This is a genomic window from Mesorhizobium sp. C416B (assembly GCF_030323165.1).
In the GTDB taxonomy this organism is placed as follows: domain Bacteria; phylum Pseudomonadota; class Alphaproteobacteria; order Rhizobiales; family Rhizobiaceae; genus Mesorhizobium.
The window spans coordinates 79,592-98,413 of sequence record NZ_CP100471.1; the positions used below are offsets into that span (position 1 = coordinate 79,592).

Sequence of the window (18,822 nt, forward strand, 5' to 3'; positions counted from 1 at the left end):
GGCAGACGATTCACGGGAGGACAGTTCAATGGCATTGGCATCGACCGCCGGCGGAGCCAGCCGCGGCATGACACGAGAGGAGAAGAAGGTCATCTTCGCCTCCTCGCTGGGCGCGGTTTTCGAATGGTATGATTTCTATCTCTACGGAGCGTTGGCCGGCGCGATCGGCTTGACCTTCTTCAACTCGTTTCCCGAAAGCACCCGCTACATCTTCACGCTGCTGGTCTTCGCTGCCGGCTTCATCGTGCGCCCGTTCGGCGCGCTGGTGTTCGGCCGCATCGGCGATCTCGTCGGCCGCAAATACACATTCCTTGTCACCATCATGATCATGGGTCTGTCGACTTTCCTTGTCGGCCTGCTTCCGGGTTCAGAGACACTGGGCATTCTGGCGCCGATCCTGTTGATCGCGCTGCGCATGCTGCAGGGCCTGGCGCTTGGCGGCGAGTACGGCGGCGCCGCGACCTATGTCGCGGAACATGCGCCGGACGACCGTCGCGGCTTCTACACCTCATGGATCCAGACGACGGCGACGCTCGGCCTTTTCCTGTCGCTGATTGTCATCCTGCTGGTGCAGAATTCCGTAAGCAAGGACGCCTTCAACGCCTGGGGATGGCGCATTCCGTTCCTGGTCTCGGCTATCCTGCTCGGCATTTCGGTCTGGATCCGGCTGTCGCTTTCGGAATCGCCGACCTTCCTGCGCATGAAGGAAGAGGGCAAGAGTTCCAAGGCGCCGCTGTCGGAAGCCTTCGGCCAGTGGAAAAACGCCAAGATCGCCATCCTGGCGCTGTTCGGCCTCACCGCCGGTCAGGCCGTGGTATGGTACAATGGCCAGTTCTATGCACTGTTCTTCCTGGCCAATGTGCTCAAGGTCGACGCGCAGTCGGTCAACATCATGATCGCCATTGCGCTGGCACTCGGCACGGGCTTCTTCGTCTTCTTCGGCTGGCTGTCCGACAAGATCGGCCGCAAGCCGATCATCATGGCCGGCCTTGCGCTGGCAGTCGTCACCACCTTCCCGCTGTTCAAGGCGTTGACCTGGGCCGCCAATCCGGCGCTCGCCACCGCACAGCAGAACACGCGCGCCACGGTGACGGCGGCTCCGGGAGACTGCAACTTCCAGTTCAACCCGACCGGCACGCGCGTACCGGTCAGTTCGTGCGATATCGCGACCGACTTCCTTGCCAAGAACTCGGTGCCTTACGACATCGTCTCTACCGCGGCGGCGGGGACCCCGGCGAGTGTCATGATCGGCAGCGAAACTGTGGCGTCTTATGATGCCAAGGCCGCGGGCGACAAGAAGGCTGCAAGCGACGCTGCCTTCAAGAAGGGTATCAACCTCGCGCTTCAGGGTGGCGGTTACCCGTTGAAGCGCGCTGCCGCCAAGGTTGCCGACCAGAAGCTCGACGCCTTTGTCGCGGCCAATCCTGAACTGAAGCTCGATGCGGCAGCCATCCGCGCCGGCGAAAAGACCGCGGTCCCGGCCGAACAGGCCATCAAGGACAAGGTGCTGACCAAGGATGAGGCCGCGGGCGCCACCGAGGTGACCGTGTACAGCGTTCCGGCAGCGGGCGCGTTCGCGATGTTTGCCGACCCCGCACAGGTCAACTGGGCAAAGGTCATCGGCATCCTGTTCATCCTGGTCCTCTACGTGACCATGGTCTACGGGCCGATCGCGGCGATCCTGGTCGAGATGTTCCCGACACGCATCCGCTACAGCGGCATGTCACTGCCCTATCACATCGGCAATGGCTGGTTCGGCGGCCTGCTGCCCGCGATCGTGTTCGCGTTCAGCGCCTACAAGGGCGATATCTATTACGGCCTTTGGTATCCGGTGGTGATCGCGGCGGTGACGCTGATCATCGGCATGATCTTCGTCAGGGATACGCTCGGCACCGACCTGCATACCAAGCAGTAGCCGACGGCTCTGTATCAAACAAAAAACCCGGCGCGAGCGATCGCGCCGGGTTTTTGATTTGTGGGCCTGTTCGATCTATCAGCGCGGAAGACGCCTAGCTCTTGCGAGGCTGTTCGGCCTCCGCAATGGCGGCCTCATGATACCAGGCCCCGCCATGGGCAAGCGGGTGATCGCGCAGCGAAGCAAGCTCTGCCGCAAACTTGGCCTTTACGCCTAAATTTGAGGCACCCGCACGCGCTGCCACCGGGAACATCAGGATTTTGGCCGACGGACGGGCTGAGGTGATTTCCATGGTCGGTCTCCTTTCTTCTGGAGAGGCTCTTCGATTCATCTTTCCATCAAGGTAGGTCCTGCAATCCTTTTAGGCAAGATGCCTAAAGAAAGATCGGCATTTGCCTGTTATTTAAGCAAATTCTGCCTTTGATTGATCCGGGCGCATTGCTTAGGCGGCTTGCCATCACCGGCGGGATGAAAGGGCATTTTTGCCGCACCCTGACCAACTGAAGTGGCACACGATTTGCATTTTATCGACCGGCAGCTGGGCTGCTGGATGGCTCGGCGCGCCGGCGTCATCCAGGTTCGGTGATCAAGCAACGAGAGGCTCTAGAATGACGAAATACAAGCTCGAGTATATCTGGCTCGATGGTTACACGCCGGTCCCCAATCTTCGCGGCAAGACCCAGATCAAGGAGTTCGCCGAGTTCCCGACGCTCGAGCAGCTGCCGCTGTGGGGCTTCGACGGTTCTTCGACGCAGCAGGCCGAAGGCCACAGCTCCGACTGCGTGCTGAAGCCGGTCGCCGTATTCCCGGACCCGGCCCGCAGCAATGGCGTGCTGGTGATGTGCGAAGTGATGATGCCAGATGGCGTGACGCCGCATGTGTCCAACAAGCGCGCCACCATCCTCGACGACGAGGGCGCCTGGTTCGGCTTCGAGCAGGAGTATTTCTTCTACAAGGACGGCCGTCCGCTCGGCTTCCCCGAGAGCGGCTATCCGGCGCCGCAGGGCCCGTACTACACCGGCGTCGGCTATTCGAATGTCGGCCCGATCGCGCGCCAGATCGTCGAGGAGCATCTCGACCTTTGCCTCGCAGCAGGCATCAACCATGAAGGCATCAACGCCGAAGTGGCCAAGGGCCAGTGGGAATTCCAGATTTTCGGCAAAGGCTCCAAGAAGGCCGCCGACCAGATGTGGATGGCCCGCTATCTCTTGCAGCGCCTGACCGAAAAGTACGAGATCGACATCGAGTATCACTGCAAGCCGCTCGGCGACACCGACTGGAACGGCTCGGGCATGCACGCCAACTTCTCGACCGCCTATATGCGCGAAGTCGGCGGCAAGGCCTATTTCGAAGCGCTGATGGCTCAATTCGACAAGAACCTGATGGACCACATCGCCGTCTACGGCCCGGACAACGACAAGCGCCTGACCGGCAAGCATGAGACCGCTCCGTGGAACCGCTTCAGCTACGGCATCGCCGACCGAGGCGCCTCGATCCGCGTGCCGCATTCCTTCGTCAACAATGACTACAAGGGTTACCTGGAAGACCGCCGTCCGAACTCGCAAGGCGACCCCTACCAGATCGCTTCGCAGATCCTGAAGACCATCGCGGAGGTTTCGACCAGCGCGCAGGTCTCGGCTGCTGCTTGAGCATCTATAGCGGCGCAGGCTTCATAAGCCTGCGCCGTAGCCTGCTGCTACCACATCTACGGTCTGCTATTGGTCAAACAAAAACCCCGGCGTCTGAACTGACGCCGGGGTTTTTCCTTGTCGCTGAGGCTTATCGTTCAGACCGAATAGTACATGTCGTATTCGACCGGATGCGGGGTCATTTCGAAGCGCATCACTTCGGCCATCTTGAGCTCGATATAGCTGTCGATCTGGTCGTCGTCGAAGACGCCGCCGGCTTTCAGGAAGCCGCGGTCCTTGTCCAAGCTTTGCAGCGCTTCGCGCAGCGAACCGCAGACGGTCGGAATCTTCTTCAGTTCCTTCGGCGGCAGATCGTAAAGATCCTTGTCCATCGGCTGTCCCGGGTGGATCTTGTTCTTGATGCCGTCGAGGCCGGCCATCAGCATGGCGGCGAAAGCGAGGTAGGGGTTCGCGCCCGGATCGGGGAAGCGGACCTCGACGCGCTTGGCTTTCGGCGACGAGCCGAACGGAATGCGGCAGGAGGCCGAACGGTTGCGCGCGGAGTAGGCGAGCAGAACCGGTGCTTCATAGCCAGGCACAAGGCGCTTGTAGGAGTTGGTCAGCGGGTTGGTGAAGGCGTTGATCGCCTTCGCGTGCTTGATGATGCCGCCGATGTAGAACAGGCACGACTCCGACAGGCCGGCATATTCATTGCCGGCGAAGGTCGGCTTGCCGTTCTTCCAGATCGACTGGTGGACGTGCATGCCCGAGCCGTTGTCGCCGAAAATCGGCTTCGGCATGAAGGTGGCCGTCTTGCCATAGGCGTTGGCGACCTGGTGCACGACATATTTGTAGATCAGCATCTTGTCGGCGTTGCGGACCAGCGTGTCGAACTTGATGCCGAGCTCGTGCTGGGCAGCGGCAACCTCGTGATGGTGCTTTTCGACGCGCACGCCCATTTCGGCGAGCACGGTCAGCATTTCGGAGCGCATGTCCTGCGCGCTGTCGATCGGCGGCACAGGGAAATAGCCGCCCTTGACGCGCGGGCGGTGGCCGAGATTGCCGGTCTCGTAATCGGTGTCGTCGTTGGACGGCAGTTCGGTCGAGTCCAGCTTGAAGCCGGTGTTGTAGGGATCGGCCTTGTACTTGACGTCGTCGAAGACGAAGAATTCGGCTTCGGGGCCGACATAGATGGTGTCGCCGATGCCTTCGGCCTTCATGTAGGCCTCGGCCTTCTTTGCAGTGCCGCGCGGATCGCGGTTGTAGGATTCGCCGGAGACCGGATCGAGAATGTCGCACAGGATGACCATGGTCGACTGGGCGAAGAACGGATCCATGTGGACGGTGTCCGCATCGGGCATCAGCACCATGTCGGACTCGTTGATCGCCTTCCAGCCGGCGATCGAGGAGCCGTCGAACATGACGCCGTCGGCGAACATGTCTTCCTCGACCTCGATGACATCCATCGTCACGTGCTGCAGCTTGCCCTTCGGATCGGTGAAGCGCAGGTCGACGAATTTCACGTCGTTGTCCTTGATCTGCTTCATGATGTCTTTGGCTGTCGTCATGTCGTTTCTTCCCTGTGTGATGACGTTTCGAGGAGACGTTAATCTGAAATCAGAAAGCTCAGACGGCGTCCATCCCCGTTTCGCCGGTACGGATGCGAACGACCTCCTCGATGTTGGAGACGAAGATCTTGCCGTCGCCGATGCGGCCGGTCTGCGCCGCCTTGCGGATGGCTTCGATGGCGCCTTCGACGGCGTCGTCGCCCAGCACCACTTCGATCTTCACCTTGGGCAGGAAGTCGACGACATATTCGGCGCCGCGATAGAGTTCGGTATGGCCTTTCTGGCGGCCAAAGCCCTTGGCCTCGGTGACGGTAATGCCTTGCAGACCGGCCTCCTGAAGCGCTTCCTTCACTTCGTCTAGCTTGAACGGCTTGATGATCGCTTCGATCTTTTTCATGTAAAAAGTGGCCTCCACTGCCAAAAAAAACGGGTTGTGCGCCCCGCTTGCGCCTCCATCAAGCACGAACTGTGCCAATTTCAGCCCACGCGAAGCGGTTTCGCGCAATTCCAATGCCGCGCCGCGCCGGGATGCACATTCGCGTCATCCTCTGCTTCGGCTGCGGCAAAGCTGCCCGAAGCCTACACATTGCCGCTTCGGGCGTCTGCACGATAATTAGGCAGATTGCGCATTTTGCAGGCCCGCGCGGATCCGGCGCGCCAGTCTGCGAAAGGATTGGCCGCATGCCAACGCAGCGCCTGGCCGTTTGCTTCGAATCCGAAACTGGACAATGCTCGACCGAAACAGAAGTCGAGCGAAATGCGGATCGGCAATCCATGAGCAATGAAGTCCTGTCGCCGGCCGAGATGGGCGAGGCCGACCGGCTGGCAATCGCAGCCGGTCCGCTCGACGGCTATGGCCTGATGCAGCGTGCCGGCGAGGCGGTCGCTGCTGTCGTGCTGGCGCGCTATCCCGCGGCGAGCCGTGTCCACGTGCTGTGCGGCCCCGGCAACAATGGCGGCGACGGCTATGTTGTAGCGCGGTTGCTGGCCGAGGCCGGTGTGAATGTGGCGCTCTGGGCCGAAGGCAAGCAGAAGCCCGGGAGTGATGCGGCGCGAGCTTCCGAGGCCTGCAATCTGCCGGTCGAGCACATCGGACACTGCTACCCGGAACCGGGTGAAGTCGTCGTGGACGCGCTCTATGGTGCGGGATTGTCGAAGAAGATATCCCTGCATGCCTCTGCCGTCTCAGGATTGGCCGCGGCGGAGCGCGTGCCTGTGGTGTCAATCGATCTGCCTTCTGGTGTGTCGGGCGAGACCGGCTTGAGCAACGCTTATTTCAAGGCCGACGTGACGGTGACGTTCGTGCGGAAAAAGCCCGGCCATCTGCTGATGCCGGGGCGCAGCCTCTGCGGTGAGATCATCATCGCCGATATCGGCATTCCGGATGCGATCGTCGATGAGCTCAAGATCAAGACGTTCGAGAACACGCCTGACTTTTGGCTATACAGTTTTCCGAAAACGGCGGTCGATACACATAAGTATAAGCGCGGCCACGTCAGCGTCTTTTCCGGCGGGCCGAGCGCGACAGGTGCGGCGCGGCTGTCGGCGATGGCTGCAGCCAGAGCCGGGGCAGGGGCGGTGACCGTGCTCTCGCCTGAAAATGCCATGCAGGTAAACGCCGCGCATCTGACATCGATCATGCTGCGCGAGGCCGGTTCGATGGAGGAAGTGCAGGAATTTTTGTCGGCGAGGCACCCCGAAGTACTTGTGTTCGGACCAGGGCTCGGGCCGAAACCCAAAGTGGGGGATTTCGCGTTGCAATTGATCGCGACGGTCGCTGACCTAAACCGCACGTCGACGAGTTCATTCGGAATTCAGCGCCCTGCCATTGTCTTGGATGCTGACGCCATCACGTCATTGGCGCATCAGCCTCAGGCCCTGTTCGACGCCGCGCTGCTCCCGTTGGGGCCGGTATTGGTGCTGACGCCGCATGAAGGCGAATTCGCCAGACTTTTTCCCGACATCGCGAAGGACAAGAAGCAGTCGAAACTCGCCAAGGCGCGCGCAGCCGCTGAACGAGCCAACGCCATCATGGTCTACAAGGGCGCCGACACCGTCATCGCGGCGCCGGACGGCCGCGCGGTGATCAACGCCAATGGTGCACCATGGCTCGCCACCGCCGGTTCCGGCGACGTGCTGGCGGGCATTGTCGCCGCGCTGCTGGCGCAGGGCATGCAGGCATTCGAGGCCGCCTGCGCAGCGGTCTGGATCCATGCCGAGGCCGGCAGCCGCTTCGGTCCGGGGCTGATCGCGGAGGATCTGCCGCTGGCCCTGGTGCCGGTGCTGCGTGAACTGGTCGATGCACGGCAGAAGGTGGCGATCAGATGAAGCATTTCGCGCTCGCCATTGCAGCCATCATCGCGCTGTTCGCCTCGCATGGCGTGCGCGCTGAGCAGCCGGTGACCATCGTCGACGATCCGGCGGTGCTCGCCGCCCTCGATGCCAAGGGTTTTGGCTTCGCCCGCATTTTCGCCGTCGACGGCCCGGACGATCTGAAGACGCTCTACAGTGAGGCGCCGGCCTATCGTGCTGTTGTCGACATGGTGGCGGCCGATATTGCCACGCTGCGGGCCGAGATAAAGGCCGGCGGGCGCACGCTCTACGAGGTGACCGACGGCAATGTCGGCCGCGTCATGGATATGCGCTGGCTGAAGACCGAGGCCGCGCGCTTCCGCCTGGTCGGCGTCGTCAACCGGCTGGACCGGCGTGACTTCACCGCGCTGCAAGGTGACAAGAGCTGTGGCGAGGTGCGCTTTGTCTATCGCCTGGCCTACAGTTTCCGCAAGAACGGCAAGGTTCTGGCATCGCGGCTGCCATTCAATTTCAACGCCGTCTACAGCGTGGCGCCGGATGCCGATGGCGGCTGCGTCGGCGTTGCCGGGCGCTGGACACCGCAGATCGACGAAAACGTCGATGCCGGCTGGCTGGCCGGCGGGCCGCTGGCACCGGAGGAACTGACTTTCAAACAGCTCGAACTCAACGCGCAAGTGGTGCGCTTTCCCTCGGGACAGGAGACCGAATTCGGCGGGCAGGCGGCCTATCTCATGCGGATCTTCGGTATCGATGGCGCTGCCATCAGCGAGAAGCCGCTGGAGAATACGCCTGACGTTGCGCGGCTCTCGGATGATGCCGCACTGAAGAAAAGGCTCGCCGACTACGTCATCGCCAATGTCGCGGCGGTCGATCTCGGCGTCTACGAAATCCCCGACGAATTCCTGGCGAAGAAAATCATTTCGTGGTCGACCTTCGGCAGCGCGAGACAGGCCAACCATCCGTTCACGCCGCTGTTCCAGCCAGCGGATTTCGCCGGCCTGGACGATGCGGCGCTGAAGCTGGTGCGGACACCGGAGGCGCTGGTCGAGCGGCTGGACAATGGCGCCTGCCAGGGCTGCCACCAGGCAGGCTCGACGGCCGGCTTTCACTTCATCGGCCTCGACGACAAAACGACGTCGCCTCTCAACCGGATCGAGGTCGGCATCTCGCCGCATCTCCATGCCGAGATTGCGCGACGTGAGGCCTGGCTGCGCGCGACGGAAGAAGGCAAGGAGCCGAACCGCTACCGGCCGCTGTCCTTCGCGCCGCCGGCGACATGGACCGATGCCGGCGATGTCGACTACGCCCCGGCCGAGATCGCGATGCCGTGCCTGATGCCGGATGATGCAAAACGCTTCGGCGCGACCTGGCAATGCGGTGGCGGCACCGTCTGCACGCCGCTCGCGACGGCTTCAGGCGTGCATACCGCGTTGGCGCAATGTCTGTTGCCCACGGACAGTCCAAAGATGTTTTCGGGCCATCCCTGCCTGACCGGGTCGATCGCCAGCAACCCGTCTCAGCCGTTCAACGACCGCTACAAGATCACCGGCCAGTTCGCTGCTTTTGCGCCGACCTTTTCGCGGACCGCCTACACCTGCCGGCCACCGAAAATCGGCGTACCGGCAGGCATCGCTTATCGCGCCTGCGACGACAAGGACCGCAGCTTCGCCGCATTCAAGACGGGCAAGCCGATGCCATCGGAAATTTGCGGCATAGTCGGCGGCAAGAAATTCGACACCTGCGTCGCCACCAACAATTTCGACCAGTGCCTCGGCGGCGCGGTCAACCGCGGCAACCGTCCCGCATGTTCGGCCGATCATTTCTGCCGCGAGGATTATATGTGCCAGTCGCTGCCGCCGGACACGCCGGGCGCCGCCAAGGTGAAAGGCATCGGCTACTGCTCGCCGACCTATTTCATCTTCCAGATGCGCATCGACAACCACGCAACGCCTTGGGCGAGCGCGACCAGCGCCCCCAGGGATGCGGGGTTCGGGGCGGCGGAAGAGGAGTGAGCCTGCGAGTTGGGCGACCACCAGTTCAGCGCTGGAGATAGTCTTCCATCCGCGCAGTCCATTTGGTGTCGAATTCCGAAATGTGGCGCTGTGCTACGCTCGAGTTCAGCAGCGTCGAGAGCGCGGTCACGGCGATCGGGTCCAGGTCGGGCGGCTCCGTGTAGCCAAGCGCCGCCAGCCGTTGAGCCCATGATGGATGGGTGGACTTTGCGTCATCCGGGCTTGCCCACGCCTTGCGGGCGCAAACATTGAGGCAAATGGGTTCTCGCAGCTGGCCGGCAGCTTCCAGCATGCGCTCGAGCGGCGGTCGCGGCGGACGCAAAGCACCTCGCAATTCATGCTGCAAAGGGTCATAGACCGTCTCCGCGAAATGCACGTCTGCCGTGGCAAGAAGCAACAGCGCGCGTGCGGCGTGCTCGGCGTCGCCGGAGGATGCCGCGTGTCGATCTGCCTTGATCTCCGCTTCGCGCGAAAGCCGGATTTCTTCCCGCTCGAACGATTGCGACAGCCAGCCGATAGCGGCGTGGAGCAGGCTGCCTGTGATCGTGGTTCCGGGCGGGGCATACTCGAAGACAAATCCGAAACCGTTTTCGAACTCAGCGAGATTGAGGCTGCCATTGGTATCCTTGTTGCGCACATGCGCGTCCTCATGGGCAAGGATCGCGGCAAGCGCTCTTTCGTCGGTCACTGCGAGGAGAGGGATGCCAATGGTTAGAAACAGCCGATTGCCGAGAAGGCCGAGAAGCGTGCGCTCTTCGCGCACGCTGGCGTTCAGGTTGCCCTCTAGTATGACAACCGTGCGCGCAGCACGGCGCGGTCCGGCGACGCTCCGCCACAGCGCCCACAGGCCGGGCGCTTCTGCTTCACTGACGCCTTTGATCTTGCTGCGTCGGAAGCCCGCAAACAATGTGCCGAACAGAAATGCCAAGGCCGTGGTGGCGATCGGCATGACGACAAAGCCGCTGGCGATAAACCAGATCGGATGGTTGTCGAGCAGGGACATCCAGACGCAGAAGATGACGAGGGCGGGAACAACGAAAAACAGGACCGTGAACCTGCCAAACCGCCGACCGGCGCTGATGATCAGTCGCGACATTGGATGTTACAACGGGATGTTGTCGTGCTTCTTCCAAGGGTTCTGCATGTCCTTGTTGCGCAGCATGCGCAGTGCCCGGGCAATGCGGCGGCGGGTCGAATGCGGCATGATCACCTCGTCGACATAGCCGCGTTCGGCGGCGACGAAGGGCGACAGGAAACGGTCCTCGTAAGCCTTTGTGTGAGCTGCGATCTTTTCGGCGTCGCCAATATCCTTGCGGTAGATGATCTCGACCGCGCCTCTCGCCCCCATCACCGCGATCTGCGCCGTCGGCCAGGCATAGTTCATATCGCCGCGCAGATGTTTTGAGGCCATCACGTCATAGGCGCCGCCATAGGCTTTGCGGGTGATGACCGTGATTTTCGGCACGGTCGCCTCGGCGTAGGCAAACAGGAGTTTCGCGCCATGCTTGATCAGGCCGCCATATTCCTGCGCGGTGCCGGGCAGGAAGCCGGGGACGTCGACGAAGGTGACGATGGGAATGGAAAAACAGTCGCAGAAGCGCACGAAGCGCGCCGCCTTGCGGCTTGCGTCGGAATCGAGCACGCCGGCCAGCACCATCGGCTGGTTGGCGACGAAGCCGACGGTACGGCCCTCGACGCGGCCAAAACCGGTGACGATGTTCTTGGCGAAGTTCTGCTGGATTTCGAAGAAGTCGCCTTCGTCGGCAACTTTGAGGATCAACTCCTTGATATCATAAGGCTTGTTGGCGTTGTCCGGGATCAGCCGGTCGAGCGACAGATCATGGTCGGTGACCGACTGGTAGCACTCGATCTCAGGAAGCTCCGACGTGTTGGACGCCGGCAGCAGATCGACCAGCCGGCGCATCTGCAACAGCGCCTCGACGTCATTGTCGTAGGCGCCATCGGCGATCGAGGATTTCGTCGTGTGGACGGACGCGCCGCCAAGGCTCTCGGCGGTCACCGTCTCGTTGGTGACGGTCTTCACCACATCCGGCCCGGTGACGAACATGTAAGAGGTGTCGCGGACCATGAAGATGAAGTCGGTCATCGCCGGCGAATAGACGTCGCCGCCGGCGCAAGGGCCCATGATCACGGAAATCTGCGGAATGACGCCGGAGGCCAGCACATTGCGCTGAAAGATCTCGGCATAGCCGCCAAGCGCCGCCACGCCTTCCTGGATGCGGGCGCCGCCGGCGTCGTAGAGGCCGATGATCGGCGCGCGATTACGCAGCGCCATCTCCTGCACCTTGATGACCTTTTCGGCGTGCGCCTCCGACAGCGAGCCGCCGAAGACGGTAAAGTCCTTGGCGAAGAGATAGACCGGACGGCCATTGACGGTGCCCCAGCCGGTGACGACACCATCGCCGGCGATCTTGGTTTTCTCCATGCCGAAGTCGGTCGAGCGATGCTCGACATACATGTCGAACTCCTCGAACGAGCCTTCGTCGAGAAAGACCTCGATACGTTCGCGCGCCGTCAGCTTGCCCTTCTTGTGCTGGGCGTCGATGCGGGCCTGGCCGCCACCCATGCGGGCGATCTCGCGGCGGCGCTCGAGTTCCTTCAGCACGTCCTTCATCGCTCGGTCTCCAGAAATGGCAGCTGCATTTGTGGTAATGATGCCTGCAGGCGTGTGCAAGCGCCGCTTTCGGCCTCGATTATTGCGCTGCAACATGTGGCCCCTTGCATTCCGGAGCGAACTCAGCCATATGCAGCCCATAGGCGCTTGGGCCGGAGATTCCGGCCTTCTCGACAAATGAGACTGGTTGCGTCTGTTTTCCCTCTTTCCGGTATATCGGCCTCTCTTTCCGATACATCACGAAGTGGCGAAAGAGCCCCGTGGCATGACGCCTGCGGGCACGACAGCGCAGCCGAGTGGACGTTACCGTCCGCCCGCCTTGTCGTTTCATATCAAATTTTTCGACGGCAGGTTGCGCCCTGCCGCCATCGATGTTTGCGGCCAAGACCGCGTGAAAGAAGACTATTTTGACCAACGAAAACACCTCAGCCGGTAACGCAATCTCGACCGGCACCACTGCGGACCTTACCGGTTTCGCAGCTCTTGGGATCACCGGCGCGCTGCTCAAGGCGACGCATGGCGCCGGCTTCACCGAGCCGAAGCCGATCCAGACGCAGGCGATCCCGCCGCAGATGGAAGGCCGTGATATCTTCGGCATCGCCCAGACCGGCTCCGGCAAGACCGCGGCCTTCGCGCTGCCGATCCTGTCGAAGATCATCGCGCTCGGCACCAAGCGCCGGGCCAAGACCACCCGTGCGCTGATCCTGGCGCCGACGCGCGAACTCGCCGTCCAGATCGAGGACACCATCAAGATCCTCGCCAAGGGCGCGCATGTCTCAACCGCTCTCGTGCTTGGCGGCGTCTCGCGCTTCAGCCAGGTGAAGAAGGTTGCGCCCGGCGTCGACATCCTGATCGCCACGCCCGGCCGCCTGACCGACCTGGTGCGCGAGGGCGACCTCATCCTCTCCGACACCAAATGGCTGGTGCTCGACGAGGGCGACCGCATGCTCGACATGGGCTTCATCAACGACGTCAAGCGGATCGCCAAGGCGACCGCGCCCGACCGTCAGACGGTGCTGTTCTCGGCCACCATGCCCAATGAAATCGCCGAACTGGCGAAGGGCCTGTTGAAGAACCCGATCCGCGTCGAAGTCGCGCCGCAGAGCACCGCTGCTGCCGAAATCGTGCAGGGCGTTGTCTTTGCCCGCACCAAGCAGAAGCGCCAGGTGCTGTCGACGATGCTCGCCGACGAAGCGATGAAGTCCGTCATCATCTTCTCGCGCACCAAACATGGCGCCGACCGGGTGACCAAGGACCTCGAACGCGACGGCTTCAAGGCCGCCGTCATCCACGGCAACAAGTCGCAGAACGCCCGCCAGAAGGCGCTCAACGATTTCCGCGAGGGCTCGGTGCGCATTCTCGTGGCGACCGATATCGCGGCGCGCGGCATCGACGTCCCCGGCATCAGCCATGTGGTGAATTTCGACCTGCCGGATGAGGCCGAAAGCTATGTCCACCGCATCGGCCGTACCGGCCGTAACGGCATGGACGGCATCGCCATCACGCTTTGCGATCCTTCCGAAAACAGCAAGCTGCGTCAGGTCGAGCGCATCATCCGCAGCAAGCTGCCGATCGTTGCCGACCATCTCGGCAGCCCGGATCCGGTGCGCAATCCGGCCGAAAAGAACGAGCGCTTCGAGCCCGCCAATGATCGCAACGACCGCAATGGCCGTCGCGACGGCAGGCGGCCCGGTGGCCAGAACAACGGCTTCGCCAAGAAGCGTTTTGGTGACAAGCCGGCCTTTGCGGGTGCAAGCGAGCGCAAGCCGGAAGGCGCCAAGGCCTTCAAGGGCAACAACAAGCGCCGCTTCGGCGGCAAGCGGCCCGCGGCGCGGGCTGCCTGATCAGACGAACCGGTCAGGCTCGTCGAGCCTGGCTTGATTGCTGACGATTGAATATGAGGACGGCCGGGGCAATGCTTCGGCCGTCCTTTTTCGTTTAGGGCTGCCCGGCAATTGCCTGAACCCACACGACGATCCGCTGCGCCAGGAATGCCGTGGTCGAGGGCGACAGCGCGTCGCCGGCAATGACGTGGTTGTCGGGATCGCCATTGTCGTCGACGGGCACCAGTTCATGCGGTGCGCCCCAGCGGCCGGCGATTTCGCGGGTGCGATCCTGGCGCACCACCTTGTCGGAATCCGAGAAGATGAACAGCGCCGGTATGGTTGCCTTCTCCACAGGCGCTGCGTAGGCAAGGTTGGTCAGCGCCGCCATCGGTAGCACGGCTGCCATTGGATATGTGTGCGTCCAGAGTTTCTCGTGCAGCGCGTTGCGGGTCGGAAAGCTGCGCTCCTTGCCGCCGACGAACTCGGCGATCTGCCTGCCCCAGGGCATGGTCAGCAGCTCGGCGCCTGCAGCCCTGACGCCGAAATTCGGCGAGATGAATGCGATTGCAGCGACGCCGTCCGATGCGCCAGGCTCAGTCGCCGCCCATGCCGCCAGCGATCCACCGGTCGAGGTGCCGATGACGATCACCTTGTCGCCGATGGCCCGGCCGATGGCGAGCGCCTCCTCATAGTCGTTGATCCAGGCATTGACGCTGCCTTGCGCCATAGCAGCGCCGTCCTGACCATGACCGGTGAGGCGGGTGTAGAAAAGGTTGGCGTCGAGTTGGTCGGCGACCTCGTCGGCCAGCGGGCGAACCTCGCCCTTCGATGCCGAAAAGCCATGGATATAGACGATCGCCAATGGCGTCTTGGCGTGAACCATCGGATCGGCCCAGATGATTTCTTTCTCGAGCGCGTCGCGGACGTTGGGCACGGTAGCCTCTTCACGCGCGATATACGCTTGCGGATCGTCGCCGATCACCTTGGGGTCGAAGCTGATTGTTGTGTCGACGGGAACGCGCGGACCAAGCAGGAGGGCCAGGACAAGGATGATGACGACGCCCAGCACCGCAAGCACGATCCGTCGCCCCATCTCAGACACCACAACAATTCTAAAGCCTATGGCGGCCGGTGCAGTCAGGCAACAGCCGGGCTGTGGACAGCTATTCGTTCGGCGGCTTGCGGTCGAAATTCAGCGGCCGCCCTGTCCAGCGGGTCGCCGTGCTGATGAACCACCGGCAGACTGGCCTTGGCAGCAGTGCCAGCAGCTTCAGCCCCCAGCTCAGCCGGTGAGGGAAGGTAACCTCAAAGCCGCCATGCTCGATGCCGCGCAGCATGCGGCGCGAGGCGCGGTTGACCGGCATCAGTCCCGGCATTGGCAGCATGTTCTTTTCGGTCAGCGGCGTGTCGATGAAGCCCGGATTCATCACCTGGATCCGGACATTCATCTTGTCGAAATCGTATTTCAGCGACTCGGCCAGGATGTTGATCGCCGCCTTCGAGCCGCCATAGGCCGCCGTGGTCGGCCAGCCGAAATAGGCGGTAACCGATCCGACAAGCACGATATGGCCGCGCGCACGGATGCGCATGCGCTCCATGAGCGGGACGAGGCCATTGATGATACCGAAATAGTTGACCTCGAAGGTCTGGCGAAAGTCGCGGACCCTGAGGTCTTCGCCGGGCGTGGCGATGTAGTTGCCGGCGTTAAAGACGGCGAGCACGATCGGCCCGAGCTCCTTTTCAATCGCCGCCACCGTGCTTGCCATGCGCGGCTCATCGGTGACGTCGCAAGGGTAGGCGGCGACACGTCCCGGCATCTGCGCCGTCTCGACGATGAGCGCGTCGAGTGGGTCGCCGTCGAGTGCGGTGACCGCGACGACAAAGCCCTTTGACGCGAGGTCTTTGGCCAGCGCACGGCCGATGCCGCTGCTGCCGCCGGTTATCCAGGCGACGCCGTGCTTCGGGTTGGCCCGGTAAAGTGTCATTCTGCGCCCTGCCGATCTGTCATTAGTGCTCTAGCGGTGAAAAAATCGAATGAAAAGAGCGCTTTTCCGTACTGGCCGAAATGATAGTCATCGCGCTTTGTGCGGCCGCGGGAGATTGCAGTGCCCGAAATGCGACTGGACCAGGCGAATTCTTGCCTTGAAACGCACGCTTCGGGTTTCTAGGGTCTCGCCGCAGCTACATAAGGAATCCCGGATGCCCCGTTCTGTGATCGAAGCGATCGGCAACACGCCCCTGATCCGCCTCAACAAGGCCTCGGAGCAGACCGGCTGCGAGATCCTGGGCAAGGCCGAGTTCATGAACCCCGGCCAGTCGGTCAAGGATCGCGCAGGCCTGTTCATCATCCGCGACGCCGAACAGCGCGGGCTGTTGAAGCCGGGCGGGGTCATCGTCGAAGGCACGGCCGGCAATACCGGCATCGGCCTGACGCTGGTTGCCAAGGCGCTGGGCTATCGCACAGTGATCGTCATTCCCGACACCCAGAGCCAGGAAAAGAAGGACACGATCAAGCTGCTTGGCGCCGAGCTGATCGAAGTGCCGGCGGTGCCTTACAAGAACCCCAACAACTACGTGAAACTGTCGGGGCGGCTAGCCGAGCAGATGGCGAGGTCGGAGCCGAACGGCGCGATCTGGGCCAACCAGTTCGACAACGTTGCCAATCGCGACGGCCATATCCGCACCACGGCGGAAGAAATCTGGACGCAGACCGGCGGCAAGGTCGACGGTTTCGTCTCGGCGGTGGGTTCGGGCGGAACGCTGGCCGGCGTCGCCTTCGGGCTGAAGGCCAGGAGCAGCAACGTCAAGATCGCGCTCGCCGATCCGCTAGGTGCGGCGCTCTATTCCTTCTACACGAGTGGCGAATTGAAGTCCGACGGCAGCTCGATCACCGAAGGGATAGGGCAAGGGCGCATCACGGCAAATCTCGATGGGTTCACGCCGGACTTCTCGTTCCAGGTGCCGGACGAGGAAGCGCTGCCGATCGTCTTCGACCTGATCCAGGAAGAAGGCCTGTGCGTCGGCGGTTCGACCGGCATCAACATTGCCGGCGCGATACGGCTGGCGCGCGAGCTTGGCCCCGGCCACACCATCGTGACCATCCTTGCCGACTATGGCACGCGCTACCAGTCGAAGCTGTTCAACCCGGAATTCCTGCGCGAGAAGAACCTGCCGGTGCCGGGCTGGATGGATGAGCGCAGCACAATTCCGGTGCCGTATGAGAAGGTCGCCTGATGGCGCACAGAACAGAAGCGCTGTTTCGCGACGACGCCTATCTCAGAGCGGCTGACGCCACTGTTGTCGCCATCAACGAGCGCGGCGGCATCATTCTCGACCGGACCATCTTCTATGCCACATCGGGCGGCCAGCCTGGCGATACCGGAACATTAGAGCGCGCCGACGGCAGCCGCATCGCCATTGCCGCCACCATCACCGGCGAGACCAAGGACGAGATCATCCATGTGCCGGCGCCGGAGCAGCCGGCACCCGAGGTCGGTGAGCGGGTGAAACTCGCCATCGACTGGGAGCGGCGGCATCTCCTGATGCGCATGCACGCAGCTTGCCATTTGCTCACCGTCGTCTGTCCGTTTCCGATTACCGGTGCTGCGGTTTCCGAAGATGACAGCCGCGTCGACTTCGACGCTCCCGATGCCGGCTTCACCAGGGAAGACGTCACCGCCGGGCTGATGGAACTGGTGCGAGCCGATCATCCGATCTTCATCAGGCTGATCACCGACGAGGAACTGGCAGCCAATCCTGGCATGGTGAAATCCAAGAATGTCCGGCCGCCCGCCGGCACCGGCAAGATCCGCCTGGTCTGCATCGGCGACAACGCTTCGATCGACAGCCAGCCCTGCGGCGGCACCCATGTCAAAAGCACCGGCGAAGTCGGTGAAATCCATATCGGCAAGATCGAGAAGAAGGGCCGCGAAAACCGGCGTTTTCGCATTCGCTTCGGACCGCCGCCGGTAGCTTGAACGAACCATGATCCCGAAAAGTGCAAGCCGGTTTTCGGGGACGATCATGGTCAACAGGAAGCAATGCCTCGCCAAGGCGGAGCAGGAGAAGAACAATGGCCGATGACAGCCCTTTCACCGTCGATGCGGACTGGTTGCAGAGCCGTCTTGGCGAGCCCGGCCTGACGATCGTCGATGCATCCTGGTATCTGCCGGCGCAGAAGCGCGATGCGCGCGCCGAGTATGAGGCTGCGCATATTCCGGGCGCGCGATTCTTCGATCATGATGCGGCCTCCGATCCTGATGCCAAGCTGCCGCACACGCTGCCCTCGCCACAGCATTTCGCGCAATATGTAGGCGCCATGGGAATTTCGGCCGACGACACCATTGTCGTCTATGACGGTCCGGGTTTCTTCTCGGCGCCGCGCGCCTGGTGGATGTTCCGCGTCATGGGCGTGTTCCAGGTCTATGTGCTCGACGGCGGCTTCGACCGCTGGAAGGCGGCGGGCCGGCCGGTGACGGCGGAGCCGACCAAGATCGCGCCGAATGTGTTTCATGCCGATTTCGATGCCGCTCGCGTCGCCAGCCTTGCCGACATGCGCCGCATCGTCGAGACTGGCGAGAGCCAGATTGCGGACGCCCGAGGCGCGGGCCGCTTCACCGGCGCCGAGCCAGAGCCCCGCGCGGGTGTTCGCTCCGGCCACATGCCCGGCGCGCACAATTTGCCTTATTCGGCGCTGTCACAGGATGGCGCGCTGTTGTCGAAGGACCAGTTGCGCAAGGCCGTTGAGGATGCCGGTATCGATCTGTCGAAACCGGTCGTCACCTCTTGCGGTTCCGGCATCACGGCGGCTGTGGTCACTCTGGCGCTGGAGACGCTCAGTCACACCGACAACCGACTCTATGACGGCTCATGGACGGAATGGGGCGGGCTGGCAGACACGCCCGTGGTGACGGGCAAGGGATGAT

15 protein-coding genes are annotated in these 18,822 nt (G+C 62.4%); 8 read left to right on the plus strand and 7 right to left on the minus strand.

Annotation, left to right across the window (positions count from 1 at the left end):
• Positions 1–28: 28 nt before the first annotated feature.
• Entirely contained in the window at positions 29–1,915 is a 1,887-nt protein-coding gene (locus NLY43_RS00465) for an MFS transporter (protein ID WP_023710553.1), read from the plus strand.
• A gap of 94 nt (positions 1,916–2,009) precedes the next feature.
• On the opposite strand, the gene NLY43_RS00470 is transcribed toward NLY43_RS00465, so the two are convergent.
• Positions 2,010–2,207, minus strand: a complete 198-nt coding sequence (locus NLY43_RS00470) for a DUF2735 domain-containing protein (protein WP_023706518.1) — start codon at positions 2,205–2,207, stop codon at positions 2,010–2,012.
• Positions 2,208–2,523: 316 nt separating this feature from the next.
• On the opposite strand from NLY43_RS00470, the gene NLY43_RS00475 reads away from it, so the two are divergent.
• Complete coding sequence (locus NLY43_RS00475) at positions 2,524–3,564, plus strand: glutamine synthetase beta-grasp domain-containing protein (RefSeq protein ID WP_023691256.1); 1,041 nt, start codon at positions 2,524–2,526, stop codon at positions 3,562–3,564.
• 137 nt (positions 3,565–3,701) lie between these two features.
• On the opposite strand, the gene glnA is transcribed toward NLY43_RS00475, so the two are convergent.
• Complete coding sequence (glnA, locus tag NLY43_RS00480; protein ID WP_023672775.1) at positions 3,702–5,111, minus strand: type I glutamate--ammonia ligase; 1,410 nt, start codon at positions 5,109–5,111, stop codon at positions 3,702–3,704.
• Between the two features lie 58 nt (positions 5,112–5,169).
• A complete protein-coding gene (locus NLY43_RS00485; protein WP_006205430.1) occupies positions 5,170–5,508 on the minus strand; it encodes a P-II family nitrogen regulator in 339 nt (112 codons plus the stop codon).
• Positions 5,509–5,885: 377 nt separating this feature from the next.
• Between NLY43_RS00485 and NLY43_RS00490 the strand changes: the two genes are divergently transcribed.
• Together NLY43_RS00490 and NLY43_RS00495 are read left to right on the plus strand one after the other, a co-directional pair.
• The gene (locus NLY43_RS00490; protein WP_023710552.1) at positions 5,886–7,439 is read left to right on the plus strand and encodes a bifunctional ADP-dependent NAD(P)H-hydrate dehydratase/NAD(P)H-hydrate epimerase; all 1,554 of its coding nucleotides are present in this window, start codon (positions 5,886–5,888) and stop codon (positions 7,437–7,439) included.
• Positions 7,436–9,436, plus strand: coding sequence for a hypothetical protein (locus NLY43_RS00495; RefSeq protein WP_023710551.1), 2,001 nt, complete (start codon positions 7,436–7,438; stop codon positions 9,434–9,436). The genes NLY43_RS00490 and NLY43_RS00495 overlap by 4 nt, the downstream gene beginning before the upstream one ends.
• Before the next feature lie 25 nt (positions 9,437–9,461).
• On the opposite strand, the gene NLY43_RS00500 is transcribed toward NLY43_RS00495, so the two are convergent.
• Both NLY43_RS00500 and NLY43_RS00505 read right to left on the minus strand, forming a co-directional pair.
• The gene (locus NLY43_RS00500) at positions 9,462–10,385 is read right to left on the minus strand and encodes a M48 family metallopeptidase (RefSeq protein ID WP_198025444.1); all 924 of its coding nucleotides are present in this window, start codon (positions 10,383–10,385) and stop codon (positions 9,462–9,464) included.
• A gap of 153 nt (positions 10,386–10,538) precedes the next feature.
• Positions 10,539–12,071 (minus strand): acyl-CoA carboxylase subunit beta, encoded by a 1,533-nt coding sequence (locus NLY43_RS00505; RefSeq protein ID WP_013531455.1) that lies wholly within the window; start codon positions 12,069–12,071, stop codon positions 10,539–10,541.
• 407 nt (positions 12,072–12,478) lie between these two features.
• On the opposite strand from NLY43_RS00505, the gene NLY43_RS00510 reads away from it, so the two are divergent.
• Positions 12,479–13,915, plus strand: a complete 1,437-nt coding sequence (locus NLY43_RS00510) for a DEAD/DEAH box helicase (protein WP_023672782.1) — start codon at positions 12,479–12,481, stop codon at positions 13,913–13,915.
• Between the two features lie 94 nt (positions 13,916–14,009).
• Here the strand turns inward: NLY43_RS00510 and NLY43_RS00515 are convergent, their stop codons facing one another.
• Together NLY43_RS00515 and NLY43_RS00520 are read right to left on the minus strand one after the other, a co-directional pair.
• Positions 14,010–14,990, minus strand: coding sequence for an alpha/beta hydrolase (locus NLY43_RS00515; protein ID WP_023713249.1), 981 nt, complete (start codon positions 14,988–14,990; stop codon positions 14,010–14,012).
• Positions 14,991–15,060: 70 nt separating this feature from the next.
• On the minus strand, positions 15,061–15,882 hold the full coding sequence (locus NLY43_RS00520) for an SDR family oxidoreductase (RefSeq protein WP_023710548.1): 822 nt from the start codon (positions 15,880–15,882) through the stop codon (positions 15,061–15,063).
• Positions 15,883–16,096: 214 nt separating this feature from the next.
• Here NLY43_RS00520 and NLY43_RS00525 point away from each other — a divergent pair, with 214 nt between their 5' ends.
• The 3 genes from NLY43_RS00525 to sseA all read left to right on the plus strand — a co-directional run bounded on the left by NLY43_RS00525 (position 16,097) and on the right by sseA (position 18,821).
• On the plus strand, positions 16,097–17,131 hold the full coding sequence (locus tag NLY43_RS00525; RefSeq protein WP_023672785.1) for a cysteine synthase A: 1,035 nt from the start codon (positions 16,097–16,099) through the stop codon (positions 17,129–17,131).
• Complete coding sequence (locus NLY43_RS00530; protein WP_023710547.1) at positions 17,131–17,874, plus strand: alanyl-tRNA editing protein; 744 nt, start codon at positions 17,131–17,133, stop codon at positions 17,872–17,874. Before NLY43_RS00525 ends, NLY43_RS00530 begins: the two co-directional genes overlap by 1 nt.
• A gap of 95 nt (positions 17,875–17,969) precedes the next feature.
• Complete coding sequence (gene sseA / locus NLY43_RS00535; RefSeq protein WP_023710546.1) at positions 17,970–18,821, plus strand: 3-mercaptopyruvate sulfurtransferase; 852 nt, start codon at positions 17,970–17,972, stop codon at positions 18,819–18,821.
• Position 18,822: the final 1 nt, after the last annotated feature.